Origin of the sequence: Shewanella corallii, assembly GCF_023349125.1 — a bacterium.
GTDB classification, from domain to species: domain Bacteria; phylum Pseudomonadota; class Gammaproteobacteria; order Enterobacterales; family Shewanellaceae; genus Shewanella; species Shewanella corallii.
In genome coordinates this window covers 81236-105958 of record NZ_JAKIKT010000002.1, presented here as the reverse complement: position 1 = coordinate 105958, position 24723 = coordinate 81236, and the positions used below count along the sequence as shown (strand labels likewise).

Annotated in this window: 24 protein-coding genes; 21 read left to right on the top strand and 3 right to left on the bottom strand. The window is 48.6% G+C overall.

What is annotated here, in order from left to right; all coding sequences use genetic code 11:
• Window positions 1–16: 16 nt before the first annotated feature.
• Window positions 17–1312, bottom strand: a complete 1296-nt coding sequence (paaK, locus tag L2725_RS05720; RefSeq protein ID WP_249248097.1) for a phenylacetate--CoA ligase PaaK — start codon at window positions 1310–1312, stop codon at window positions 17–19.
• A gap of 190 nt (window positions 1313–1502) precedes the next feature.
• On the opposite strand from paaK, the gene paaZ reads away from it, so the two are divergent.
• Window positions 1503–3554 (top strand): phenylacetic acid degradation bifunctional protein PaaZ, encoded by a 2052-nt coding sequence (gene paaZ / locus L2725_RS05715; RefSeq protein ID WP_249248096.1) that lies wholly within the window; start codon window positions 1503–1505, stop codon window positions 3552–3554.
• 12 nt (window positions 3555–3566) lie between these two features.
• Here paaZ and L2725_RS05710 read toward each other — a convergent pair whose 3' ends face one another.
• Window positions 3567–4169: an acyltransferase gene (locus tag L2725_RS05710; protein WP_249248095.1), complete on the bottom strand. Its 603-nt coding sequence runs from the start codon at window positions 4167–4169 to the stop codon at window positions 3567–3569.
• Window positions 4170–4238: 69 nt separating this feature from the next.
• Here L2725_RS05710 and paaG point away from each other — a divergent pair, with 69 nt between their 5' ends.
• The 18 genes from paaG (at window position 4239) to L2725_RS05620 (ending at window position 19801) form a co-directional block, all read left to right on the top strand.
• Entirely contained in the window at window positions 4239–5027 is a 789-nt protein-coding gene (gene paaG, locus L2725_RS05705; RefSeq protein ID WP_283164213.1) for a 2-(1,2-epoxy-1,2-dihydrophenyl)acetyl-CoA isomerase PaaG, read from the top strand.
• Window positions 5028–5052: 25 nt separating this feature from the next.
• Complete coding sequence (gene paaI / locus L2725_RS05700; protein WP_249248093.1) at window positions 5053–5511, top strand: hydroxyphenylacetyl-CoA thioesterase PaaI; 459 nt, start codon at window positions 5053–5055, stop codon at window positions 5509–5511.
• A gap of 12 nt (window positions 5512–5523) precedes the next feature.
• Window positions 5524–6726 (top strand): 3-oxoadipyl-CoA thiolase, encoded by a 1203-nt coding sequence (gene pcaF, locus L2725_RS05695; protein ID WP_249248092.1) that lies wholly within the window; start codon window positions 5524–5526, stop codon window positions 6724–6726.
• A gap of 98 nt (window positions 6727–6824) precedes the next feature.
• On the top strand, window positions 6825–7781 hold the full coding sequence (gene paaA, locus L2725_RS05690; protein WP_249248091.1) for a 1,2-phenylacetyl-CoA epoxidase subunit PaaA: 957 nt from the start codon (window positions 6825–6827) through the stop codon (window positions 7779–7781).
• Between the two features lie 10 nt (window positions 7782–7791).
• The gene (paaB, locus tag L2725_RS05685; RefSeq protein WP_249248090.1) at window positions 7792–8088 is read left to right on the top strand and encodes a 1,2-phenylacetyl-CoA epoxidase subunit PaaB; all 297 of its coding nucleotides are present in this window, start codon (window positions 7792–7794) and stop codon (window positions 8086–8088) included.
• 9 nt (window positions 8089–8097) lie between these two features.
• Complete coding sequence (gene paaC / locus L2725_RS05680) at window positions 8098–8844, top strand: 1,2-phenylacetyl-CoA epoxidase subunit PaaC (protein ID WP_249248089.1); 747 nt, start codon at window positions 8098–8100, stop codon at window positions 8842–8844.
• Between the two features lie 26 nt (window positions 8845–8870).
• Window positions 8871–9365 carry a 1,2-phenylacetyl-CoA epoxidase subunit PaaD gene (paaD, locus tag L2725_RS05675; protein WP_249248088.1) on the top strand — a complete coding sequence of 165 codons (495 nt, stop codon included), beginning with the start codon at window positions 8871–8873 and terminating at the stop codon, window positions 9363–9365.
• A 54-nt stretch (window positions 9366–9419) separates the two neighbouring features.
• Entirely contained in the window at window positions 9420–10493 is a 1074-nt protein-coding gene (locus L2725_RS05670; protein WP_249248087.1) for a 2Fe-2S iron-sulfur cluster-binding protein, read from the top strand.
• Window positions 10494–10606: 113 nt separating this feature from the next.
• Window positions 10607–11542, top strand: a complete 936-nt coding sequence (locus L2725_RS05665) for a PaaX family transcriptional regulator (protein ID WP_249248086.1) — start codon at window positions 10607–10609, stop codon at window positions 11540–11542.
• A gap of 31 nt (window positions 11543–11573) precedes the next feature.
• Entirely contained in the window at window positions 11574–11891 is a 318-nt protein-coding gene (locus L2725_RS05660) for an EthD family reductase (protein WP_249248085.1), read from the top strand.
• 20 nt (window positions 11892–11911) lie between these two features.
• Window positions 11912–14023, top strand: coding sequence for a 3-hydroxyacyl-CoA dehydrogenase NAD-binding domain-containing protein (locus L2725_RS05655; RefSeq protein ID WP_249248084.1), 2112 nt, complete (start codon window positions 11912–11914; stop codon window positions 14021–14023).
• 419 nt (window positions 14024–14442) lie between these two features.
• Window positions 14443–15864: an aldehyde dehydrogenase family protein gene (locus tag L2725_RS05650; protein WP_249248082.1), complete on the top strand. Its 1422-nt coding sequence runs from the start codon at window positions 14443–14445 to the stop codon at window positions 15862–15864.
• A gap of 13 nt (window positions 15865–15877) precedes the next feature.
• Window positions 15878–17122: an amine dehydrogenase large subunit gene (locus tag L2725_RS05645; protein ID WP_249248080.1), complete on the top strand. Its 1245-nt coding sequence runs from the start codon at window positions 15878–15880 to the stop codon at window positions 17120–17122.
• Window positions 17122–17655, top strand: coding sequence for a MauE/DoxX family redox-associated membrane protein (locus L2725_RS05640; protein WP_249248079.1), 534 nt, complete (start codon window positions 17122–17124; stop codon window positions 17653–17655). The genes L2725_RS05645 and L2725_RS05640 overlap by 1 nt, the downstream gene beginning before the upstream one ends.
• Window positions 17655–18278 (top strand): thioredoxin fold domain-containing protein, encoded by a 624-nt coding sequence (locus tag L2725_RS05635; RefSeq protein WP_249248078.1) that lies wholly within the window; start codon window positions 17655–17657, stop codon window positions 18276–18278. The genes L2725_RS05640 and L2725_RS05635 overlap by 1 nt, the downstream gene beginning before the upstream one ends.
• Window positions 18275–18790: a methylamine dehydrogenase light chain gene (locus tag L2725_RS05630; protein WP_249248077.1), complete on the top strand. Its 516-nt coding sequence runs from the start codon at window positions 18275–18277 to the stop codon at window positions 18788–18790. The genes L2725_RS05635 and L2725_RS05630 overlap by 4 nt, the downstream gene beginning before the upstream one ends.
• 2 nt (window positions 18791–18792) lie before the next feature.
• Complete coding sequence (locus tag L2725_RS05625; RefSeq protein ID WP_249248076.1) at window positions 18793–19227, top strand: c-type cytochrome; 435 nt, start codon at window positions 18793–18795, stop codon at window positions 19225–19227.
• A 16-nt stretch (window positions 19228–19243) separates the two neighbouring features.
• Window positions 19244–19801 carry a c-type cytochrome gene (locus L2725_RS05620; protein ID WP_249248075.1) on the top strand — a complete coding sequence of 186 codons (558 nt, stop codon included), beginning with the start codon at window positions 19244–19246 and terminating at the stop codon, window positions 19799–19801.
• A 24-nt stretch (window positions 19802–19825) separates the two neighbouring features.
• Here L2725_RS05620 and L2725_RS05615 read toward each other — a convergent pair whose 3' ends face one another.
• Window positions 19826–20857 (bottom strand): helix-turn-helix transcriptional regulator, encoded by a 1032-nt coding sequence (locus tag L2725_RS05615; RefSeq protein ID WP_249248074.1) that lies wholly within the window; start codon window positions 20855–20857, stop codon window positions 19826–19828.
• Window positions 20858–21098: 241 nt separating this feature from the next.
• On the opposite strand from L2725_RS05615, the gene L2725_RS05610 reads away from it, so the two are divergent.
• Window positions 21099–23399, top strand: a complete 2301-nt coding sequence (locus L2725_RS05610; RefSeq protein ID WP_249248073.1) for a TonB-dependent receptor — start codon at window positions 21099–21101, stop codon at window positions 23397–23399.
• 50 nt (window positions 23400–23449) lie between these two features.
• Window positions 23450–24526 (top strand): class II histone deacetylase, encoded by a 1077-nt coding sequence (locus tag L2725_RS05605; protein ID WP_249248072.1) that lies wholly within the window; start codon window positions 23450–23452, stop codon window positions 24524–24526.
• Window positions 24527–24723 lie beyond the last annotated feature (197 nt).

The window sequence follows — 24723 nt, the reverse complement described above, 5'->3', positions numbered from 1 at the left end:
TCCTCCCGTTAGTGCATCACCTCAAGTCCATCACCCGACAGGCTTTACCTTGTGAGCGTGGAATACTCTCTGGTTCAACCAAGACAACCTGGCTGCTTATCCCAATCAGATTTTTGATATTGCGCTGCAGTTGCCTTGCGGCTGCTGTACTCAGGGATTGATCGCCGCTCGGCTCAACCTTGACCGTCAATTGATCCATATTCCCTTTTTTCTCCAGTTCCAGCACGTAGTGTGGACTGAGACCTTCAACAGACAACAATTGTTCTTCTATCTGAGATGGGAATACGTTGACGCCTCTGATAATCAGCATGTCGTCACTTCTGCCGGTTATCTTGTCTATTCTTCTCATGCTGCGGGAGGTGGGGGACAATAATCGGGTTAAATCCCGTGTTCGATAGCGAATCACTGGCATCGCTTCTTTGGTCAGGCTGGTGAAGACCAGCTCACCATATTCTCCGTCTTCGACCACTTCACCCGTTTCAGGGTTAATGATTTCCGGGTAAAAATGGTCCTCCCAAACGATAGGCCCATCCTTTGATTCAACACATTCCTGAGCAACTCCCGGGCCCATGACCTCAGATAAACCATAAATATCTACCGCGTCGATCCCGGCGCGTTTCTCGATATTCTTGCGCATGGAGCCCGTCCAGGGCTCTGCACCAAAAATGCCGCACCTTAATGCCAACGTTTGTGGGTCGATCCCATGTTTGTCCATACAATCCAGGATATTCAACATATAGGATGGGGTGACCATGATGATGTCCGGGTCGAAGTCCCGAATAAGCTTTACCTGCTTATCTGTCTGACCGCCAGACATGGGGATCACGGTACACCCCAACCGTTCAGCGCCATAGTGTGCCCCAAGCCCCCCGGTAAATAGTCCATAGCCGTAGGCAATATGCACCTTGTCATTGGGGCGGCCACCTGCTGCATAAATAGAGCGTGCCACTACGTCAGACCAGGTGTTGATGTCATTTTGGGTGTATCCCACTACCGTGGGCTGTCCGGTGGTGCCGCTGGAGGCGTGAACTCTGACAATCTCTTCCATGGGTTTGGCAAAAAAACCGAAGGGGTAATGTTGTCGCAAATCCTGTTTCGTCGTGAAAGGAAATTTGGCCAGATCTTCCAGGCTGGTCAGATCCGCTGGAGTAACACCGGCTTCAATAAACTTGGCACGATATGCGGGAGAATTATCAAACGCGTGCTGTAGCGTTGCTTTCAGTCGAGTAAGTTGCAGGCTTCTAAGCTCATCAATACTGGCATGTTCAATCGGATCTCGTCCCACTTGTAAGCTCTGTCTGTTAAGTGCCATCTCTCCCCCGTACTGGCGTCAAAACCTCTATGCCAGGTTAAAAAGTAACCGCTTCGCGGTGTAAATGTAATCAATTTGTTACTCATAAAGTAATTCATAAATTTAAAAATACAACAAAAATATGTATCACTTTAGATTGTTTTGTGTTTATTATTTGTTCGTCAGTTAGGTTTTTATATGGTGAACAGCAATGAAAATAGATAGTTATGTTTGCGGTGCATGGCGGGGTGATGGTGATAAAAGTGTTACGCTCAATAGTGCAGTAGATGGCAAGGAGCTGTTCACACTGAATGGATTGGCGTCTGGATTTGATGACGTGGTTGAGTATGGTCGTCAGGTTGGTGGTGTATCACTTCGTCAAATGACGATCCATGAAAGAGCCAACCTGTTGAAGAAGCTGGCAGCTCACCTGATGAGTAAAAAGGAAGAGTTTTATCGCTTATCTTACTTTACCGGCGCCACCCGGGCAGACAGTTGGATCGATATTGAAGGTGGCATTGGTACCCTGTTCAGCTATTCCAGTATGGCCCGCCGCGCATTGGCAAATGAACGTTTTATTGTTGAAGGCGATGTCGAACCCCTGTCTGCAGGCGGCAGTTTTTTGGGGCAGCATATTCTCACGTCCAAGAGAGGCGTATCTTTTCACATTAATGCGTTCAATTTTCCTGTCTGGGGAATGTTGGAAAAGATTGCTCCGAGTTTGATAGCCGGTGTTCCTGTCATTGTAAAACCCGGCACTGTTACCAGTTATTTAACTCATGCTGTGGTGAAGGAAATCATTGCCAGTGGTATTTTACCCAATGGCGCTATTCAGCTGATATGTGGTGGTGTCGGTGACCTTTTTGAGCACCTGGATGAACAAGATTCTGTCACCTTTACCGGCTCTGCATCGACCGGGAAAATGCTCAGAAGTCACCCAAATATTACTGATAAGAATATTCCATTTAATATGGAAGCGGACTCTCTTAATGCCTGTATATTGGCACCGGACGTTCGTCCGGATTCTCCTGAGTTCAATGCCTTCGTTAAAGAAGTTCATCGTGAAATGACCACCAAAGCCGGGCAAAAGTGTACCGCCATTCGACGGATATTTGTCCCCCGCAACCTTGTCGAAACCGTCTCTGAATCCCTTAAACAAAGACTACTGCGCACCCCAATTGGTGACCCCGCAAATGACACTGTTCGTATGGGCGCCCTGGTCGGCAAAGCACAGCGACAGGATGTACTGGACAGTGTCGAGAAGCTTTTGGGGGATTGCGAATCACTGATGTCTGGCTGGGAAGGCATAGACACAAGTGGTTTTAGCACTGACAAAGGGGCGTTTATGGCACCATGCTTACTTTATTGTGATACCCCACTGACGAGTCAGCTGGTTCATGAAGTTGAAGCATTTGGCCCTGTCTCTACGTTGATGCCTTATGATGATTTTGATCAGATTGGAGACTTGGTCGCCAGGGGAAGGGGAAGCCTGGTGTCATCTCTGTTCAGCTATGACCAGGAAAATATTCATCGACTGGTTCATGAGATGGCACCCTATAACGGTCGAATTCTGGTGAATAACCGAGAGTCGATGAAAGAGTCGACGGGTCATGGTTCTCCTTTACCATCTTTGGTTCATGGTGGGCCGGGCAGGGCTGGCGGAGGGGAAGAGCTCGGTGGCTTACGAGCCGTTAAACACTATATGCAACGCACGGCAGTTCAGGGCTCACCCAACGCTCTGACTTCTGTGACGCGAGAGTATGTCGCTGGCGCTGATCGTCGCCTTGACCCTGTCCATCCCTTTAAAAAGTACTTTGAAGATCTTCAGGTAGGCGATGGCCTAACCACCCACAGACGAACAATTACTGAAGCAGACATAGTGAACTTTGGCTGTCTCTCCGGTGACCACTTCTATGCACACTTTGATGAAACCTCTGCGGCAGACTCTTTGTTTGGTCAGCGTGTTGCCCATGGCTACTTCGTGATTTCTGCAGCAGCAGGAATGTTTGTTGAGCCATCTCCCGGGCCGGTTCTAGCCAACTATGGTTTGGATAATTTGAGATTTATTAACCCGGCAGGTATTGGCGACACAATTCAGGTGGAGCTGACAGTCAAGCGTAAAGTGCAAAAGACTCCGCGACCTGATGATACGCACCCGGCAGGCGTGATCGTATGGGATGTCAAAGTCACCAATCAGCATTATGAGGTGGTGGCATTGTATGAGGTCCTGACGCTGGTGGCTTATCGGCAGTCCCAGGTCTGAATTGATAAGTGGCTACTGACTGCCGGGTGTTTTAGGGGCGTGTCCCTTAACACTGCTATAGGTGGGCCGATCTGTCTCGACTTCAGTCAGTGGGCTGACTTCTCTGAGGCTGTTCAGGCAACGCTGGGTCAATTCAATGTACTCATCCGTCCCCTGACGCTTCCATGCAAATTCCTCATCGCTGACGGTACGGATGAGTTTTGCCGGTGAGCCTATCAGCAGGGATCTTGGCGGGCAGTTATAGCGACTCTTAATAAAGGACGAGGCGGCCACTATAGATTCACTGCCTATTGTGGCCATGTCCATCACCACGCAGTTTATGCCGATCAGTGCGTGATGACCAATATGGCACCCGTGGAGTACGGCCGCGTGGCCAATGTGGCTGTGACTTTCCAGTACGCAGGCTTGTTCAGGGAAAGAGTGAATGACGCAATTATCCTGAACGTTGCAGTAGTCACCAATTTTTATGCTGCCAAAGTCGCCACGCAGGCTTGCATTTGGGCCTATGTAGCAATGCTTACCTATGACGACATCCCCGATGATGGTCGCTGTGGGATGGATGTAACTGGAAGGGTCAACCACAGGGATATGTTGCTCAATCGCGTAAATGGGCATAAGTGCTCCTTTAAAGGACTGGAACCAGTTCATTGGACTCATGATGTCATATCAAAAGAGGATTAAACAATGCCTGAAACGATACTTGTTGAAAATGAAGGTGGATACATGTGTATCACATTGAACCGTCCTGATTCGCTGAACAGTTTCAATCAGACCATGCATAAAGAGTTAGCGGCAGCGCTAGACAGTGCAGCGACAGATCCTGAAGTACGTGCAGTGTTGTTAACCGGTGCTGGAAGGGGGTTTTGTGCTGGTCAGGATCTCAGTGATCGCAGTGTGGCCCCCGGTGATACGCCCAGAGATCTGGGGGAGTCGGTGGAGCATTTTTATAACCCCCTTATCAGGCGACTGACCGCTATGCCCAAGCCTGTGGTTTGTGCTGTTAACGGTGTTGCTGCAGGTGCAGGGGCATCTATCGTTATGGCCTGTGATCTGGTTTATGCCGCCAATAAGGCCAGCTTCATTTTGTCATTTTGCAAAGTGGGTTTGGTGCCTGACTCGGGTGCAACCTGGCATTTGCCCCGTGCAATTGGGCTGCCCAGAGCTAAGGCGATGGCGATGTTGGGACATAAACTTGATGCGCAGACGGCTCTGCAGTGGGGCTTGATTTGGCAGGTTGTGGATAGTGACAGCCTGATGGAAGAAGCCAGAAAAGTGACTGCTGAGCTTGCCAATATGCCTACCAGAGCACTTGCCAGGACCAAACAGCTATTGAATGCCTCGATGAGCACTCCACTTCAACAGCAGCAGGAAGCGGAGCGAATGGCGATGCAGGAGTTGGGGTATTCCGATGACTATCGGGAAGGTGTGGATGCTTTCCTCAACAAGCGCCATCCGGTATTTACCGGGAAGTAGCGGATATGGGAGCGAGACACGAGACATGAGCGCAAATGGCAAATTGAACGGGAAAGCCGCAAGCCCACAGGCTAACCAAAAAGCAAAGCGCATCGGCCAGGCGATGATGAAGTTAGATGGTTTCTCCAGAGAGCTGGGAATGTCCATCATCGAACATGGTCCACAACACGCAAGAGTACAAATGACGATCACTGACAAGATGACGAATGGCCATGATATCTGTCATGGAGGACTGATATTCACTCTGGCAGACAGTGCCCTGGCATTTGCGTGCAACGCGGCAGGAGTGAAAGCGGTAACTGCAGCGGCACAGATAGATTTCATTAACCCTGCCTATCTGGGAGACAGGTTAACAGCCTATGCAAGAGTGTATTTAACCCAGGGAAGGCACATCTACTGTGACGTTACTGTCCGTCAACAAGATCAGACCATTATCGCCGAGTGTCGTGGACGTCAGGTTGGAGTAAGCAACTGGGATATGTGAGGACTAAAAAAGATGAAGGAAGTACTTATTTTCGATGCAATCAGAACGCCGATTGGGCGATATGCCGGTGCACTGTCCGGCGTTAGAGCTGATGATCTGGGAGCCGTACCTATTAAAGCTTTAATGGATAGGAACCCAGGTGTGGACTTTGGTCGGGTGGACGAACTCTTCTATGGGTGTGCCAACCAGGCCGGAGAGGACAATCGTAATGTCGCCCGGATGTCGGCGTTGTTGGCGGGGTTGCCGGTGACGACACCGGCAGTGACTATAAATCGTTTGTGCGGTTCAGGACTGGATGCCGTCGGGACCGCGGCCAGAGCGATTAAAGCCGGTGAAATAAACCTGGCGATTGCCGGTGGTATCGAGGCGATGAGCAGAGCCCCTTATGTGATGGGGAAAGGTGAGAAGCCATTCGACAGGTCTATGGCTATCCACGACACCACTATGGGATGGCGTTTTATCAATGCTCAGATGAAGCAGCAATATGGTGTTGATTCTATGCCGGAAACTGCTGAAAACGTTGCAGAGGAATATGGGATCAGCCGGGAAGACCAAGACAAGTTCGCGTTAAGGAGTCAGCAAAAAGCCGTCAGCGCTATCAATCAGGGCAGGTTTGAACAGGAAATTGTTGCAGTCAAAGTCACTGCAAGACGCCAGGAGGCCTGGGTAGAGAAGGATGAACACCCCAGAGCTGACACCAGTCTCGAGGGCCTGTCGGGATTGCCAACGCCTTTCAAAGATGGAGGCTCAGTGACTGCAGGTAATGCTTCAGGAATTAACGACGGCGCCTGCGCGCTGCTAATGGGCAATGCTGACGCTGCAGCGGAATACAAGCTCAAGCCAATTGCCAGAGTGTTGGGGATGGCAACTTCTGGCGTCGAGCCCAGAGTGATGGGTATCGGTCCGGTCACTGCCACCAATAAAGTACTTTCTCAGCTGGGACTCACCTTATCCCAAATGGATGTTATTGAGTTAAACGAAGCTTTTGCTGCTCAGGCACTGGCGGTGCTCAGGCAGCTGGGAGTGGCTGATGATGACCCGAGAGTCAATCCCAATGGCGGCGCTATCGCACTGGGGCACCCCTTGGGTATGAGCGGCGCCAGATTGGTAACGACAGCGGCCTATGAGCTGCAACGACGTCAGGGGCGATACGCATTATGCACTATGTGTATTGGTGTCGGGCAGGGGATTGCGCTGGTGTTGGAGCGATTTTGAGATATTTATTTTTCAATTGTGATACATTTTGTGTTGAAAAAGTTTTAAATATGTATCACATTGTATTGCAGGTGAGTTAAATGAACTGGTGAGGCACCATGACCAAAGCAGAATGTCAGATTGAACAGCAATTGTTGGAGCAGTTTGAAGCCAAGATTGCAGCCGACGACAAAATTGAGCCAAAGGATTGGATGCCTGAGGCCTACCGGGCCAACCTTATTCGTCAAATGTCCCAGCATGCGCATTCAGAAGTGATAGGTATGCAGCCTGAAGGGAACTGGCTCTCCAGGGCCCCAAACCTGCATCGTAAGATGGTGCTGTTGGCCAAAGTACAGGATGAAGCCGGACACGGTTTATATCTGTACAGCGCTACCGAGACGCTGGGCATTACACGGGATGAAATGGTTACAGCCATGCATCAGCAGCGTGCCAAGTACGCCTCGATTTTCAACTATCCAACCCTGACCTGGGCTGATATCGGCGCTATAGGTTGGCTGGTTGATGGTGCTGCGATAGTGAATCAGATCTCTTTGCAGCTCACCTCTTATGGCCCTTATTCAAGAGCAATGATCAAGATTTGTAAGGAAGAGAGTTTCCATCAGCGTCAGGGCTACAACATCCTGATTAAGCTGTGTGAAGGGAGCGAAGAACAAAAAGCGATGGCGCAGGATGCGCTTAATCGTTGGTGGTGGCCATCGCTGATGATGTTTGGCCCTCATGATAGAGAGTCTGCTCATTCTCAGCGGTCGATGGGGTGGAAAATTAAGCGTAAATCCAATGATGATCTCCGACAGAAATTTGTCGATCAAACCGTGCCTCAGGCTGAGTTTCTTGGGTTGAAAATTCCCGATTCCGATCTGGCCTGGAATGCACAGCGTGGCCATTATGACTTCGGTGATATCGACTGGAGAGAGTTTGAGCGTGTGATAAATGGCAATGGTCCCTGTAACCGGGAGCGGATCAGGCATCACAAACGTGCTCAGGATGAGGGTGCCTGGGTACGTCAGGCGATGGCGGCATACGATATAAAACAAGCTGGCCAGCGAGTCGCTTAAGGAGCATACCATGACGAATAAATCGACCAATCACAATGTGCTGTATGAGGTATTTGTCCGCTCAGCCAGAGGACTTGAACATAAACATGTCGGCAGCTTACGGGCTGATAGCCAGGAGCAGGCGCTGACTTACGCCAGAGATGTTTATATCCGTCGCAGTGAAGGCGTCAGCATCTGGGTGGTGAAGTCTACTCATATTCATGCCTCCCAGGAGAGTGATGTCGCGAACTTCTATGACCCCATGGATGATAAACCCTACCGACATGCACAGTTCATTTCCCTGCCTGATGCAGTCAACAACATGTAGGAGAATGCAATGGATACGCCTTTGTTGAAATACGTGCTGGGACTGGCAGATGACAATATGGTGCTCAGTCAGCGACTGACTGAGTGGTGCAGCAACGGCCCGACGCTGGAAGAGGATATTGCGCTGACCAATGTGGCACTGGATATTCTGGGCCGGGCAAGAATGTTTTACCAATATGCCTCTGTATTGGATGAACAAAAACGCAGTGAGGATGATTTCGCGATGTGTCGTTCGGAGCGGGAATATACCAATCTGCTCATCCATGAACTGCCCATTGGTGATTTTGCTTTCACTATGGCCCGTCAATGGTTTCTCGATGAATTCTCTCAACTTTACTTCAGTGCGCTTTCTCACAGTAAGGATGAAACTCTTGCCGGCATTGCTGCCAAGTGTATCAAGGAGTCTGGATATCATCTGGTTCGCAGCCGTAACTGGATTTGTGTTTTGGCCGAAGGTACTGAAGAAAGTCGTCGCCGGTTGTTGGCCGCCATAGATGAATTGTGGGGATACAGACACGAGTTGTTTGAGACGACTCAAGCTGAGTCATTACTTTCGGGCGTTGCTGTCAATCGCGCTGATTTAAAGGACACCTGGATGACCAATATCAATGATCTCAGCGCCCGCCTGAATATTGAGTTACCTGACAAAGACTGGTTTGTTACCGGTGGTCGTCGTGGTGAGCATTCCGAGCATCTGGGGCCTATGTTGGCTGAAATGCAGTACCTTGCCAGGTGCTTTCCCGGGGCGAAATGGTAATGGAGGCGCGAGGCTTTGGGGTCATAGTGACAACCTCTCCCGAGTATATTGCCCGGCGGGTATTTCGTCAGCAGCATAAGTTTTCTGAACTATTTGACATGCTTGATGAGGTGTATGACCCGGAGATTCCTGGTGTCAGCTTATGGGATCTGGGGGTCTTGCAAGATGTTTCTGTCGATGTGGCGGGCCGCTGTAAAGTGACAATCTGTCCTACCTATAGTGGCTGCCCCGCGCTGAATATTATGCAGGAGGATATCAAGGCTTGTTTGGACAAGTATGGCCACAGTGATGTTGATATCGAGGTGAGCCTGTCCCCGGCTTGGACAACGGATTGGATATCTCCCCGGGGCAGACAATTGATGATCGAGTCCGGGATTGCAGCCTGTGAACATATTGTGGTGTGTCCACTGTGCCAGAGCCGTGGCGTAAGACTGCTTAGTCAGTTTGGTTCGACGGCATGTAAGTCGTTGTATAAGTGCGAAAATTGCTTCGAAACTTTTGATTATTTCAAGCCGCTGTAATTGGGCCTTGTGTCAGGTTACCACGGCTTAAAACCCAGAACTGAGGGTGGTTGGATGAATAACAGGTTACATACCATTTCTGTGGCAGCGGTGACTCCCTTGACTAAAGATTCTGTCGCCGTGTCATTTGATGTTCCTTTGTCGTTGAAACACAACTTTCAGTTTCAGCCGGGTCAGTATCTGACGCTCGAGTCTGAGATTGAGAATGAAAAAGTGCGTCGTTGTTATTCCATCAGTGCCCCGGTTTCAGCGGATCGGCTGGAGGTAGGTATCAAGCGAGTACCGGATGGTAAATTCTCTGGATTTGCCATCGACCAACTGGCGGTCGGTGATACTTTGCAGGCTCTACCACCGGCAGGCAATTTTATTTGTGATACATCCGTTTCCAAGAGGGTGTGCTTAATTGCCGCAGGCAGTGGCATTACCCCTATGTTGTCCATTGCCGAAAGCTTGTTACAGCAACAACCCGAGAGTCAGGTGAGCCTGGTTTATGGTAATCAAACCCGCCAGAGCATGATGTTCCGCGAGCGGTTGTTTTTTCTTAAAAACCGATACCTGGGTAGATTTGAGCTTATCCCTGTTTTCAGTCGTGAAGAGTCAGATATTGAGGTCCACAATGGCCGGGTGTCGACCGACAAACTTGTGGCGATGAATCAGGGCGGCTTACTGAACCTGGAGAGTATCGATGAATTCTACCTCTGTGGCCCATCTCAAATGGTGAGTGAGGTGGAAACTGGGCTTATTAATCTCGGCTTCGATAAATTCAGGGTTCACACCGAGCTGTTTTTTGCCGGCGACCAGATAAAACAGAATGCTGAGCGCAGACAGCAAGAATATGGTGATCGTTCAAGACAGGTGAAGTTAAAAATTGCGGGAAGGAAGCTCTCTATTCAGCTTGCCGCTTCCGGAGAAACAATATTGGATGCGGCATTGGCTCAGGGAGCAGACTTGCCGTTTTCATGCAAAGGTGGCGTTTGTGCGACCTGTAAAGCCAGGGTGATTAAAGGGCAGGTGGAAATGGATTTGAATCATAGTCTGACCGAACAGGAAGTGGAAAGCGGTATGGTGTTGACCTGCCAATCCCACCCCATATCCGATGATGTAGAGATCGACTTTGATGTGACCTGAAATCAAAAGTGTACCCCGTTAGATGTCAATCCAGCGGTCATTCGCAGAGATAGCGGCCAGTTTTTAACTTGTGGCACAATGGGACTATATGTCTCTGATTTAAGGTCAATACAGTGTCTGAGCAAGATCTATTTCTCAAGTTTATTAAAAAGCGGATCAAAGACGAAGGGATCAGTGGCCCCTCTATGCTGGTGACTCTGTTTGGCGATGTGATTTCTCAGCATGGCCATTGGATATGGCTGGGAAGTCTGATTGAGGCAATGGCCAAGTTGGGTTTCAGTGAGCGTCTGGTTCGTACCAGTGTCTTTCGCCTGGTCAAGAATGATTGGTTAACCACCAAGAAGGTTGGACGAAGGAGCTATTACGCGCTTAGTGACTCAGCAAGATTGCACCATGAAAAGGCGGCTAAGCGAATTTACGCAACCCAGTTTCCGCAGGTGAATACCTGGACGTTATTGATGCCCGTGGCGGTGCCGGAAGGTAAGAAAGAGCCGCTGAAGAAACAGTTGCAGTGGTTGGGTTTCAGCCTGTTGGCCAGTGGCGTCTACGCCCATATTGAGGTCGATAAGCAAAGCCTGGATGAGACTTTGATGGAATTGGGATTACGGGGAGCCGTCATAGTTTGGAGCTGTAAAGTTGATGGCCCCTATTCACGTGAGGTGTTGCTCAATACGGTCACTGAGTCCTGGCAGTTAGCTGAGGTTGCCAATAACTATCAGGAGCTACTTGATGCCTATCGGCCGATTTTGAGAAAAGTGAGCAGTGGTGAAATGCCCGATAACGAGACCTGCTTTTTACTGAGGGTTCTATTGATCCATGAATATCGCAGAGTGGTGTTGAATGACAAGCCTCTGCCGGAAGATATGTTGCCAAGTGGCTGGGAGGGCGCTGAGGCTAAGGAGTTAGCCGGCAAGCTATACAGTGAGTTGGCTTTACCGTCATTAGCTTATATCAAAGATAGCCTTGAAAACGCTCAGGGGTACTTGCCCCATGTTTCCGAAGGCTTCTGGCAACGCTTTTATTTAAGTAAAGATATCGCGCAACCATAACTGATTGATGGTGGTGCGTTGAGGAGGCAAGATGATCCGCGTCACCATCAGTTATCTCAAAAGCCGACAACACAGCGCGGTTGAACAGTTTGATCTGAACTATTACATCAAGAGCCATATGCCCATGATGGCAAGCTTGTGCCACGAGCATGGCTGCTGTCGTTGGGAGGTTGATGCTCCGTCTGAGCAGGCTGGCTCAGCTCCCTTTCATGCTGTAGGTTACCTTTACTTCAACGATATTAACGAAGCGCTGGCCGCCATTAAATCCACCGCTGCCCAGGCGATGGAAGATGTTCCCAACTACACCAATGTGCATCCCCGGATAATGTTTTCACAGGTTCATTCGTAACGAATCACAGGAGATTGAGAATGCTATCCGTATGCTACCTGACCGCTGAAGGAACCACTGCCGCCACTCCCGATGGCAATATAGCCGTGTTAACCATAGACTCGCCGCCGGTAAACGCGTTGGCACAGCCTTTGAGAGCTGCATTGGCCCGGGAACTTGATGTGCTTGAAAGCCAGGCTATTTCGGCACTGTTCATTGCGTGTGCAGGAAGCACTTTTATCGCCGGCGCAGATATCAGAGAGATGGACGGTCCCGCTTTGGAACCCCAGTTACCTGATATCCTGACGAAATTGGAAGCGATGCCATTTCCGGTATTTGCGCTATTACACGGCCATACCCTGGGAGGGGGTTTTGAGTTGGCGCTGGCCTGCCATTACCGCATTGCCATGATGGGTACCCAATTAGGGTTGCCGGAAGTGAATCTGGGCCTGATTCCCGGCGCCGGGGGAGCATTAAGACTGGCCGCAGTGGCGGGATTTGAGCCAGCTATAGACTTTGCTTGCTCCGGTCAGCCCCAAAAAGCCGAACGTTGGGGGGATAGCCGATTGATTCACCGTTTGGTCACACCCGAGCAAAGCCAGGCACCTCAGGACGCGTTGCTGTCTGCAGCGCTGTGTATGTATGCAAAGATTCAGGGGCGTAAGCCGGTAGCGCCACCTTTGGAAGAGATATTACTACAGGGACGTTCACTGGATTGGCAGGTCATATCCGCAAAAGTTAAACGCAGAGCCAAAGGCGTCAATGCGCCGATGCTCTTGCTGGACACACTGAAGCAGGCCTGTCTGGCTCCCGGGGCATTCAATGACGCATACCGGCATCAGCGTGAGCTGTTCCTGTCTTTGCGCAGCTCAATCCAATCAAAAGCGCTCAGATATGGCTTCTTCCTTGAAACCAGAGTCAAAAAGCACGCCGCACAAAGGGTCAAACCTGACTATCCCCAGATAACCAAGGTTGGCGTGATAGGCGCAGGAAACATGGGGACAGGTATTGTCCGCAGTTTCATTGATGCAGGATATTCCCTGATATGGATAGAACAGACTCAGGGGGCTTGTCACGCTGGCCTGGACAGGCTCAGACAGAGCTATCAATCAAAAGTGAAGCGGGGACAGATCAGTGACAGTGACGTTCAAGCCTTGTTGGAGACTGTGGTGACAGGGACCGATTATGGTCTGCTGTCCAGGTGTGAGCTGGTGGTAGAAGCTGCCTTCGAGAACATTGAGGTCAAAAAAGCGATCTTTTCACAGCTGGATGAGATATGTTCAGCTGATGCTGTGATGGCGACCAATACTTCCTATCTTGATATCAATGATATTGCCGGGGTCACTTCCAGACCACAGCAGGTTGTTGGGCTTCATTTCTTCAGTCCTGCCAATGTGATGAAGTTGGTGGAGATAGTGAGAGCGGATTTTACGTCGAAAAGGGTATTGGCGCAGATGCATCAGGTTGCGTTAAGGCTCAAAAAGTTTCCAGTGCAGGTTGGCGTATGTTTTGGCTTTGCAGCTAATCGCATGTATACCCGCTATGGCCGGGAAGTACAGCAAATCCTGCTTGAAGGTAACAGTATTGTCGCAGTAGACGGGGCGATGACGGAGTTTGGTATGGCGATGGGGCCCCTTGCGGTGCAGGATCTCAGTGGCATAGATATAGGCTATCAAGCCCGAAGCCGATTACCCCCGAACCCCGATGATCCGGGCTTTTTCAGACCTTCTGCAGCTATGGTTGAACATGGCCGTCTGGGGCGGAAAACTCAGGCCGGGTTTTATCACTATGTTGATGGAAAGCAGCATCCCTCAGAGTCTGCTCAGGCAATTGTTAATGCCGAGTCAACTGCCCTGGGCATAGAGCCTGTATCCCTGTCAGTGGCCGATATTCAGCAGCGTGCCATGTTGGCGCTGATTAGCGAAGCTATCCAATTACTGAAAGAGGGGATTGTGGCCGATGTCGATCTTGTCGACATTATTTGGTTGCACGGTTACGGATTTCCCCGGCACCGAGGTGGCCCTGTATATTGGGCTAGATCCCTTGGCAGGGGACGCGTTTCAGCTTTGTTGGAGACGATGAGACTGCAATATGGGAGCAGCGTTTGGCCAATCGTGGACCATGATGATCTTGAGCTGATTTTTGCAGGCTAGAGTCGACGCAGGCTTGATAAATTCTGTTGTTATGACCTCGCTCATCTAAACAACAATTGAAGTGGCCTGAGACTCTCGTATTAGCTGGTTTACTGCTGACTGCCGGTGAAAATGCCTGCAGTCTCTCCTCTGTTTTTACCAATCCTGTTCTGTTGTCTGCCGTCCTTTCTGTTACCGCTCCTGTCTGATGAATATCAATCCCTGCCTGCTGCGCTGTCCTGCCAAAAAGTGAACCGCAGATATCAAAGATAATCAGCTTAGCTGTCAATAAATTGGTTGCTTATGTCAATTAATGGAGCCAACCCAGGCTTATAGTGGATGTAATCAATTTGTTATCGATTTCATTAGGGCGGACGAGTTGAGCCTGGGGGATTTTCGGGGCCAGTCGGGAGTCAGGGGTAATTTGGGGACTGATAAAAATGAAAATAGTTAAGCCAATTATTAACGGAGTCGAAGTTGATACTGACGTGCTCTTTGACGTGATAAACCCTGCCAACGAGGTTTGTTTTGCCCAATGTGCTGATTCCGGGGCTCAGCACGTCGACAGCGCCGTTGATGCGGCCAAATGCGCATTTCCTGACTGGAGTGCAGAGTCCGACGAGCGCCGGACCGAATTGTTGATGGCTTTGGCAGAGAAGTTGGAGACTCATCAGGCGGAATTGATAAACCTGGTGGTTCAGGAAACCGGTAAACCGGTTACCGGGCTGAATTTCGTTGGCGCCACCATGGAAGTTGGGGGGGCGATTGCCTGGCTTAAGGCGACTGCCGCACTTAAATTGCCGGTGGATCTGATTCAGGATGATGATAACGCCAGAATTGAAGTGCATCGCAGGCCGCTCGGGGTTGTCGCGTCGATTACGCCCTGGAATTGGCCTTTGATGATAGCAATCTGGCATGTGATACCTGCTCTCAAGGCGGGTAATACCCTTGTTATTAAACCTTCTCCTCTCACTCCTGTCGCGACCCATAGATTTATCGAATTAGCCAATGAAGTGTTACCCGCCGGCGTGCTTAATTTAGCGACCGGAGGGGGACAAACCGGTCAAGCCCTTATCTCCCATCCCGGCGTTAACAAAATTGTGTTTACCGGCTCTACCGCAACCGGCAAGCAGATTATGGCAACAGCCGCTGCAGACCTTAAAAGAATCACCCTCGAGTTGGGTGGAAATGATGCCGGCATAGTGTTGCCTGACGCAGATATTGAGGCGATTGCACCCAAGTTATTTGGTGCCTGTTTCCACAATAACGGCCAAACCTGCGCCTGTCTGAAACGCTTATATGTTCACGAAAGTGTGTATGACAAAGTCTGTGAGGAGCTAACGCAAATTGCACAGCAGATTAAGGTGGGTGACGGCTTATTACCCAAGAGTGATTTAGGGCCGTTGCAAAATAAAATGCAGTTGGAAAAGGTCGAATCTTTGATTAACGACGCGCTGGCCAGGGGGGCTGAGTTGCTCCATGGCGGCGCCCGGATCGAGGGGCCGGGTTATTTCTATCAACCTACTTTGATTGGCAATATTGATGACAGTTTCAGTCTGGTTGCGCAGGAGCAGTTTGGCCCCGCGGTTCCCATTATCAAGTATCAGAGCATCGAAGAGGTGGTAAATATCGCCAATAGTAACGATTCAGGATTGGGAGCCTCGATTTGGAGCTCTGATATTGTTCTGGCTGAACTGTTGGCGCAACGCATGCAAGCGGGGTCGGTCTGGATAAATGATCATGGCGCTATTCAGCCCAATGCACCCTTTGGTGGGATAAAACAGTCTGGTATCGGCGTTGAATTCGGTCTCTATGGGCTGGAGGAATATACCTGGTTACAAACCGTCAAGTTGAGCAAATAAGGTACGGGAGAAAATGATGACCAGTCTGGCTAAAAACGTATTGTTGTTAAGCCTTGTAGTGGCAACCGTTTGTGTTGTCACCTTGGTACCAGGTTCGTGCAGGGCTGAGCAGTCACAGGGGGATGCGAACAGCCAGCAACAACCTGTTGCCAACCCTAATCTGCCGCCGCTACCTCTTGAGCCACTGGGCAGGGTGGTCACTTTACCGAGGAATTTGCCTAACACCTGGATGTACGTAGATGAGGGCAGTTTCTTCAGTATGTTTGGTGGCAAAGTTATCCTGATGGATGTCACAGAAACCAAGCATGCAAAGCGCATTAAAGGTATTGTTGACAAGAACCTTTTGGGTAACTTTCTTCCGGCAAAGGAGCGCGATGAATTCTACATTGTTGAGTCTTTTCATGAGCGTGGAAGCCGCGGCAAGAAAACCGACTACTTGGTTATCTATGACAGTACAAGGCTTTCCCCGATAAAAGAGTTGGTTTTGCCCAAGACCCGTCTGACATCGCTGCCAAGACGCCACGCTATTGCAATATCCCCGGATGAAAAGCTGCTTTATGTTGCTAATTTTACACCCGCCGCATCATTTACTGTGGTGGATCTGGATACCAGAGAGATCGTCAGCACCATAGAAACTCCCGGGTGTGTGCTGACCTACCCAACCGGTCGCCGCAGTGTGACTTCAATATGCAACAACGGTGGGTTAATGACTTCTGTGCTCACCGATGACGGTGACAAAAAGGAGCAGGTATTGATCCCCCCCTTTTTTGATACCGACGACACTCCCATCTTTGAACGTCCCGCAATTGTTGATGGCATAGCCTATTTTCCGGGCTTTAAAGGTGAGATGCATGAGCTGGATCTGCGTGGAGATGTTGCCAGCTATAAAGGGGAGTGGTCGCTGTTGAATGAGCAGGAACAACAGACATCGATGCGTCCGGGGGGATTGGCGCTGATGGATGTTGATGATGCCGGGCGTTTGTACATCATCATGAACCCGGAAGGATTTGATGGTTCCCAAACCCATGGTGGATCTCAGGTATGGGTAGTGGATCCTAAGACCCGTACCCGGATCAAGACTATCGAAGCACCGAACTGGGCGATATCAATAGCCGTGACACGGGGAAAAGAGCCCAAATTGGTTGTCACCAATGGTGAGTTGAATCTGGATGTTATCGATGTTGCGACAGGCAAGCTTGAGCAAACTCTGGCTGATTTTGGTAATCAAACTCCCTTAGTGGTGTTTAAGGCATATTAATGATGACGATGGCTCAATATGGCTTTTTGCTATTTCTGATCTGGCTGTTTGTCAGTGCAGGCTTGAATAAGTTGAACCCAGCGAACCGCCATGGTTTCCGGGATATATTCAACATGTACGGCATTACACACAGGCGTTTGGCAGACCTGGTGATCATATTGGTTGGCAGTACTGAAGTAATGGTGGCGTTGGCACTGGTATTCCCATCCACCAGTCAACTGGCGATCAAATTAGCAGGGTTGCTTCTGAGCCTGTATTTGCTGCTGATGATCAGTCAATTACTCAGAGGTCGGAGAGAAGTTAAATGTGGCTGTAGTTCGTCAGCCCTGTCACTGAATGTGAGTTACGAATTATTGGTAAGAAACCTGATACTGATTGTGCTGTGTGGTGTATCAGGTGACACGCCCTCACCGGGAACCTGGGAAGGGTGGTTGAACGTATCCATGTTAGCTATCTTTATTATTGTGCTTTATCTAAGTGCTGATCAGTTGATTGCTAACCATCAAAGAATACGACTGATGAGGAGACAGTGATGGAGATGCTATGGCTGACAAATATCCTGCTTTGGGCTGTGGTGATTGTTGAGGGGATATTGATATTTGCCCTGACAAGACAGGTCGGTGTGTTGTTCGAACGGGTTGCTCCTGCAGGCGCATTGGCGATGAATCAGCAACTATCTGTTGGTAAGTTTGCCCCTGAGTTAAAACTCAATTCGCTGTTTCATGGTGCTATCAATATTGGTGGCAATCAGCTTGAACGTGCTCAGTTACTGTTTTTCCTGTCTCCGGATTGCCCGGTATGTAAGACCCTACTGCCAACATTATTGTCTGCCGCCAAAGTTGAATCCGACTGGATGGATTTGATTATTGCCAGCGATGGCAAGCAGCAGGATCACGAGACGTTTTCAACATCTCATCAATTATCAGCCTATCCCTACCTTGTTTCTGAACAATTGGGGCGCAGTTTTGGGGTGGCTAAATTGCCCTACGGAGTGTTGATTGACGAGCAGGGCAAAATAGCAGCATTTGGCATTATCAACTCCAGAGAGCACCTGGACAGCTTATTTGAAGCAAATGAAAAGCAGGTCGCGTCCATACAGGAACATTTTAAGCGTTCTGGCCTGGCACAGAATGCAGCAGAGGTCACTCAGCAATGAAAATACTGGATAAGTTATTCGAACAGTCGGCAAGAAAAATTGCTCAGACAGACTCCAGGCGCAGCTTTATAAAGTGGTTGGGAGCATCGCTGGTGGGAGCTGGCACAGTGCCATTATTGCCGGTTGCCAGAGCCGCAGAGACAACAAGGCCAGCAGAGCACGGTGATCCAGCCAGTTGCGACTATTGGCGCTATTGTGCGGTGGATGGTTTTTTGTGTGAGTGTTGTGGAGGCAGCTATAACACGTGTCCCCCTGGCACTGAAATGTCTCCCCTGACCTGGATTGGTACCTGCAAAAACCCTATTGACGGCCGTAACTATGTCATTTCTTACAATGACTGTTGTGGCAAAACTCAATGCGGCACCTGTCTGTGCCAGCGGGACGAAGGCGACAGGCCAATATACCGTGCAGACAAGTCAAACGACGTCAATTGGTGCCTGGGAGCTGAGTCATCGGTTTACCATTGCTCAACAGCTGTTGTGGTGGGCGTCGCATTTGAAGAAGGGCAATAGAGATGAACGCCGTCAGTAAGTTAGCTGTTTGGCCCTTACTTTTTATAATTGGCTATGGGGACAAGGTTGCCGCTGATGACGCATATGATTACAAGCCTGAGCGAGCACTTTTTCATTATCAGTTGTTTTGTCAGGGCTGCCACTTGCCTGATGGACGTGGCGCTAAAGAGGTTCCTGATCTGACTGAAAGCCTGAATAAACTGATCGCCTCCAAAGAGGGGAAGCAATTCATTATCCAGGTGCCAGGCGTAGCGAGTGCTCCCCTGAATGATGCTGAATTGGCTGAACTCTTGAACTGGATGCTTGTGGCGTTTGCCAGTCAAAATACAAATAGTGATGCCCTCTTTACGGCAGATGAAATTCATTCAGTCAGAGCTATTCCATTAATTGATTTATCAGAAAAACGTCAGAAATTATTAGTTAATATTAACAAATGAAAAGGTGTGATTGATTATGTCAGTGAAAATAATTAAGGTGTTCGCCATATCGATTATACTCTACTCGCCCTTTTCTTTATCAACAGATCGCACTACCTTGGTACAACAATGCGCAGTTTGTCACGGTAGTAATGGTATTTCTGCTAATTCGGCCTGGCCCAATTTAGCTGGTCAAAACAAAGGTTATATAGTCACTCAGTTGAAACGCTTTAAGTCAGGTGCAAGGAAAAATGCATTGATGACGCCTGTTTTGAATAATTTAACAGATCAAGATATGGAGTTTTTGGCTGATTATTATTCTAGTCAGCAGGTAGCTATTCCTCCTGCTAAAGTGATAAATCAACAGGGAAGAAATGTGAGTGGTTATTGTATGCCCTGTCATACTGCCAAGGGATACGCTGTAAATGATGAGTGGCCAAATATCTCTGGGCAACATGCTGATTATCTTTTTAATCAGTTAATGAGTATAAAAAACGGGAAAAGACAATCTATGATTATGAACTCAGTGATTTCTGACATGACAGAAGAGCAGTTGCGAAGTGTTGCCGATTATTATCAGCAGATTGGGAATTGATAATATAACAAGTAGAGACGGCATTTAATATTGTTCTCTATAGGAATGTGTCTTTCTGAAAGTATCCGGTGTGCAGTTTTCCATTGACTTAAATGCTCTGCAAAAAGCACTGGATTCGGAGTATCCCAGCTCAAGCGCGATTTCAGTTACACTCATGGATGTATGGTTAAGGTAATATTTTGCTCTCTGAATAACGGCATTGTTTTTTAGCGTTTTAAAGCAAATCTCTTCTTCAGAGAGTAGTCTTCTCAAGGTGCTTGGCGATACGCCCATCCCGCTTGCGATAGACTCCAGGGTGGGAGAGCCATCTTTGAATTGCAGCAATATTTCCCTGCTGACAACATCGATCCAATTGCTGTTATTACTCTGATACGAAAAGTAGTGTTCGAGTGCGTTGGTCAGTACTTCGTGAAGCAGCTCGTTGGAAGAGTATAAGCAGGTGCTTAGAAATTCTGTTGGGAAATATATCTTATTGATGGTTTTGTTATGTGAAATATGTCTTGAGTCTACACCAAGTAAATCAAAGTCGATATTATCTATAGATTTGAGCGCTAAAGATAAGCGGTTGACTGGTAGTGGTTTTCTGGTTGCTTTACTAATGAATAGAATGAAAAATGACACTAAGTATAGGTTTATTTGGTCTGCGCAGACATGATTCTCTGTTGACACGTCAATACTTACACAGACTTCAGTTCTGTTTATTTCCATTTTCAGAAAAATAGCACTGTCTACGAATTTATCAAATCGGGTAAGTGTATGTAGCATGTGACTGACGTCTTTCGATGCCATACAAGCCATAACGATCATACTGCTGGATTCATAGTGGAAATTGCTGGCCAGCTCAATTGCTAAGTTAGGATTGTTGAGCTTTTCTGATATTTTTTCGAATAAAAATGCGATTTTATTACTCGGGATGCTTGGGGACATTTCCTCCATATTCAATATTGATATATCGATAGCACTTAAAAAACTCTCGTAATCTACCTCGTTATCAAGAAGGAAGTCTCTGATATAGGTTATGAATCTGGGGGAGAGTGTGTTTTGGTAGGTAGTCATAAGTACCTCTATATTTATTATGGTTTCAAATGTCAGTGATTTGGCTGTAAATGTCAATTCACTGTGGAAAGTATTGTTTATATTCCAAGTGGTACCTATAAAAATTCATGACCACCTAAAGGAAGCCATGATGAATAAATACAGAAAAGAAAGAAAAAGACTGACCCCTTTAGCAGTTATTATAGCAAGTATTTTCACAGGCTTGCCGGTGTCATGGGCAGAGGAAGAAACTTCTTCAAAAATGGAGGTGATAGAGGTCAGTGCTCGAAAAAAAGTGGAAAGCATTCAGGAGACACCGCTTTCCATTGCTGCATTCAATCAGGACAGTTTAAAAAGCCGTGGAATCGGTGATATTTCTCAGGTCGCCGATTTTGTGTCAAACCTGACCTTTGACAGTACAGCCCCTATCAGTGGCAGCAGTAATGCTGCCTCCGTTTTTATTCGGGGAGTCGGTCAGTCAGATTTTGTATTCACCAGCGATCCCGGGGTAGGCATCTACCTCGATGGGGTTTATATCGCCCGGTCCACAGGTTCAATATTTGACTCAATGGATGTGGACAGAATTGAAATTGTCAGAGGACCACAGGGAACCCTGTTTGGTAAAAATACCATTGGTGGCGCTATCAGTGTGGTGACCAAGAAGCCTGATGAGGAGTTTTCCGGTGGTGCTGAAGTGACACTGGGGAATTTCAGTCACCGTAAGTTCAGAGGTTACGTCAATGTGCCTTTGACGGACAACTGGTTTTCCCGGCTGTCAGTAGGCGTTAACGATAAGGATGGCTATGGTCGCCGTTTAATCACAGGGCAATCTTTGGGAGGTGAGGAAAAACGCTCAGCTCGGTTTAGTTCAAGGTGGTATGCCAGTGATGCGCTAACTTTTGATCTCTCCGCTGATTGGAGTCGGGCGGATGAAGAATCTCCAGTCTCGACTTTAGTCAATAACGACCCAGATCAAATTGGAGCACCAACTACTATTTTCGGCGGTTTGGCATACAACAACTTGATTGGCGGTAACCCTCTGGCCGGAAATACCAATCCGGCACTGGCCGCCTTTGCGCTGTTGCCGGGACTGCCCGCGGGGACGCAGCGTTATGACAAGCAATGGCTGACTAATGATCTCTTCACCAGTAATGCGACCGGCCCCACTGGCTCCAAGTATGACATTTTAGGTGTCTCCCTTGAGGCTAATCTGGAGTTAACAGACTCATTATCGCTGAAGTCTATCAGTGGCTTTCGGGAGTTTGACACCCAATTTGGCCGGGACCCTGATGGCTCCCCACTGGATCTGGTATCGACCTATAACGAAATGGAACACCATCAGTTCAGCCAGGAGTTTCAGGTTTCAGGGCAGGCTTTCTCCGACAGGATGGATTGGATTGTTGGCCTTTATTACATGGAGGAAAAAGGCTCTGACCGTGTCACTGTTTCCTTTGCTCAGGAAACCTTTGATATTTATGCCAATGAGGGAGTGGGTTGCAACCTTGAGGGGATTGGGGGGCCCAATTTAATTCCTGCAGGTATCTGTCCCAATATATTCAGGGTCGATGCCAGAGGGGATGGCACCAGTATAGATAATTCGAGTAAGGCTGTATTTGGTGAGGCTGAATATGCGCTGACCGACAGCCTGGATGTGACTCTGGGGCTGAGGTGGAGTGAAGATGATAAGGGCGTTGATACCTCCGGATATCTTATTGGTGGGGCTCAGGCAATTGCGAACCCGGTTGCCAATGAGACCTTCTCAAACGTCTCTGGTCGAGCCATCGCCAGATACACCTGGCAGCCTAACTTTATAACCTACTTGTCTTATTCTCAGGGCTATAAAAGTGGTGGCTTTAACCCTAGATATGGTCTGCCCCTGCCAGCACCAACTTCCTTTAAACCTGAAGAAGTTGATACCTGGGAATTGGGTCTGAAAGCCGACTTCTGGGATGATCGAGCCAGGCTGAACTTCGCCGGGTTCTCGGCCAATTATGACGATATTCAGGTGGTGGTATTTGATAACGGTATTCCCAGAACCATCAATGCGGCAGAGGGAAGGATCAGAGGGCTTGAGCTGGATCTTGTGTTGTTGGCGACAGAAGATCTGACATTTAACCTCAATTACGGGCTGTTGGATGCTGAGTATTCGCGTCTGGACGCTGCAGTCACTGGGTCTTTCGGTACCCCGATAGTGAACCCAATCACCAAAGACATGATGTTCGTCAATACACCGGAGAATTCGTTGAGCGTGGGAGCTCAATATTACCTGCCGGTAGGGGAGTATGGTGATCTGAACCTGAGGGTTGATGCTAACTACAAGTCCAAGGTTGCCAACGATGCTATCAACACGCCGGAACTTATCCAAAAGGGCCTTACTCTGGTCAATATGACTGCCACCTATAAACCTCACAATCAGGCCTGGAGTGTCAGTTTATATGGTCGAAACCTCACGGATGAAGTCTACATCACCAGTGGTGTTGCAGATAAACCTGGCTTTGGTTTGGTCGAAGTGAATGCAGCCCGTCCCAGAGAGTACGGCGTCTCCATCTCCTATGATTTCTGACAAAAGGGTAGTCAATTATGAAAACAGGATTTGTATGGAATGAAAGATACATGTGGCATAACACTGGAAATGCCGCAGGGATAATGGCAGCCGGATATGATGTTCAACCTTTCGAGCATGCCGATGGGCCTGAAACCAAAAGAAGGATTAAAAACCTGTTGGATGCGACAGGAATGACGAAACACCTGGTGCCAATTGATGCGGTTGCTCTGGAGCGTGAAGCTATCGAAAGGGTTCACACAGACCAATATATTTCAAAATTGGAGGCCCTTGATGAAACGGGTGGTGAAGCGGGCCCCTTTGTCCCCATGGGGAGAGGTTCATACAGCATAGCCAGGTTGGCTTCCGGTGGCTTGGTCGAGTTGGTCAAAAATGTCATGGAGGGGGTTGTAGACAACGGTTATGCATTGATACGTCCGGCCGGTCATCATGCGGAACCAGACCAGGGAATTGGGTTTTGTTTGATTAACAATGCGGCTATCGCGGCCAAATATGCTCAGAAGCATTACGGTTTAAAGCGTATCGCATTTGTAGATTGGGATGTTCACCATGGCAACGGTGCTGAAGCCATCTTCCTTGAAGATCCAAGTGTGCTCACTGTTTCTGTGCATCAGGATAGGTGTTTTCCACCCAATACGGGTTTTTTTCAAGAGCAAGGGAGAGAGGCTGGTGAGGGTTATAACTGGAATTTCCCCCTGCCACCCGGTACTGGAGATCAGACCTACATTGCTCTGCTGGAAGAGACTGTTGTTCCCTTGCTGCGAGCCTATAAGCCCGAGCTGATTATTGTTCCCTGTGGGTTTGATGCGGGCATATTTGACCCCTTGGGCAGGCAATGTGTCACCAGCTATGGCTTTAGACATTTGACCAGAATCATGATGGCCGCAGCCGCTGAACTTTGTGATGGCAAATTGGTTTTTTGTCATGAAGGGGGATATAACGCCTCGACTGTGCCATACCATGGCCTTGCGGTAATGGAGGAGTTGAGTGGCAAGGATAGTGGCATGGATGATCCTTTTTTAGAGATCCATCAATCAATGGGCGGTGCTGATATTCAACCTCACCACAGAGCCTTGCTTGATAAGTGGCATAAAGTAATGACCGAAGTGACTGCCAACTGGGATTAGCTTTGATACCACAGATCATTGTTTGAGACGTAAGCCGCACCTGCGAATGCGGCTTTTTTGTGCCCGCTCGTCAAAGTTTCCAGTGAGTTAGGTGTAAATACTAAGGATAGCGGCTGGTATGTTTACCCGAGAAAATGTCACAATAGCGATTAGAAAAACTAATCCTGTTAACCCGTGCAGCATTTTCAGGTGAAACC

What these genes read in the sequence shown, in the direction of transcription:
- paaK (WP_249248097.1), bottom strand. Translation starts at nt 1,312, where the DNA reads ATGGCACTTAACAGACAGAGCTTACAAGTGGGACGAGATCCGATTGAA.
- paaZ (WP_249248096.1), top strand. Translation starts at nt 1,503, where the DNA reads ATGAAAATAGATAGTTATGTTTGCGGTGCATGGCGGGGTGATGGTGAT.
- L2725_RS05710 (WP_249248095.1), bottom strand. Translation starts at nt 4,169, where the DNA reads ATGCCCATTTACGCGATTGAGCAACATATCCCTGTGGTTGACCCTTCC.
- paaG (WP_283164213.1), top strand. Translation starts at nt 4,239, where the DNA reads ATGCCTGAAACGATACTTGTTGAAAATGAAGGTGGATACATGTGTATC.
- paaI (WP_249248093.1), top strand. Translation starts at nt 5,053, where the DNA reads ATGAGCGCAAATGGCAAATTGAACGGGAAAGCCGCAAGCCCACAGGCT.
- pcaF (WP_249248092.1), top strand. Translation starts at nt 5,524, where the DNA reads ATGAAGGAAGTACTTATTTTCGATGCAATCAGAACGCCGATTGGGCGA.
- paaA (WP_249248091.1), top strand. Translation starts at nt 6,825, where the DNA reads ATGACCAAAGCAGAATGTCAGATTGAACAGCAATTGTTGGAGCAGTTT.
- paaB (WP_249248090.1), top strand. Translation starts at nt 7,792, where the DNA reads ATGACGAATAAATCGACCAATCACAATGTGCTGTATGAGGTATTTGTC.
- paaC (WP_249248089.1), top strand. Translation starts at nt 8,098, where the DNA reads ATGGATACGCCTTTGTTGAAATACGTGCTGGGACTGGCAGATGACAAT.
- L2725_RS05670 (WP_249248087.1), top strand. Translation starts at nt 9,420, where the DNA reads ATGAATAACAGGTTACATACCATTTCTGTGGCAGCGGTGACTCCCTTG.
- L2725_RS05660 (WP_249248085.1), top strand. Translation starts at nt 11,574, where the DNA reads ATGATCCGCGTCACCATCAGTTATCTCAAAAGCCGACAACACAGCGCG.
- L2725_RS05655 (WP_249248084.1), top strand. Translation starts at nt 11,912, where the DNA reads ATGCTATCCGTATGCTACCTGACCGCTGAAGGAACCACTGCCGCCACT.
- L2725_RS05650 (WP_249248082.1), top strand. Translation starts at nt 14,443, where the DNA reads ATGAAAATAGTTAAGCCAATTATTAACGGAGTCGAAGTTGATACTGAC.
- L2725_RS05645 (WP_249248080.1), top strand. Translation starts at nt 15,878, where the DNA reads ATGATGACCAGTCTGGCTAAAAACGTATTGTTGTTAAGCCTTGTAGTG.
- L2725_RS05640 (WP_249248079.1), top strand. Translation starts at nt 17,122, where the DNA reads ATGATGACGATGGCTCAATATGGCTTTTTGCTATTTCTGATCTGGCTG.
- L2725_RS05635 (WP_249248078.1), top strand. Translation starts at nt 17,655, where the DNA reads ATGGAGATGCTATGGCTGACAAATATCCTGCTTTGGGCTGTGGTGATT.
- L2725_RS05630 (WP_249248077.1), top strand. Translation starts at nt 18,275, where the DNA reads ATGAAAATACTGGATAAGTTATTCGAACAGTCGGCAAGAAAAATTGCT.
- L2725_RS05625 (WP_249248076.1), top strand. Translation starts at nt 18,793, where the DNA reads ATGAACGCCGTCAGTAAGTTAGCTGTTTGGCCCTTACTTTTTATAATT.
- L2725_RS05620 (WP_249248075.1), top strand. Translation starts at nt 19,244, where the DNA reads ATGTCAGTGAAAATAATTAAGGTGTTCGCCATATCGATTATACTCTAC.
- L2725_RS05615 (WP_249248074.1), bottom strand. Translation starts at nt 20,857, where the DNA reads ATGACTACCTACCAAAACACACTCTCCCCCAGATTCATAACCTATATC.
- L2725_RS05610 (WP_249248073.1), top strand. Translation starts at nt 21,099, where the DNA reads ATGGAGGTGATAGAGGTCAGTGCTCGAAAAAAAGTGGAAAGCATTCAG.
- L2725_RS05605 (WP_249248072.1), top strand. Translation starts at nt 23,450, where the DNA reads ATGTGGCATAACACTGGAAATGCCGCAGGGATAATGGCAGCCGGATAT.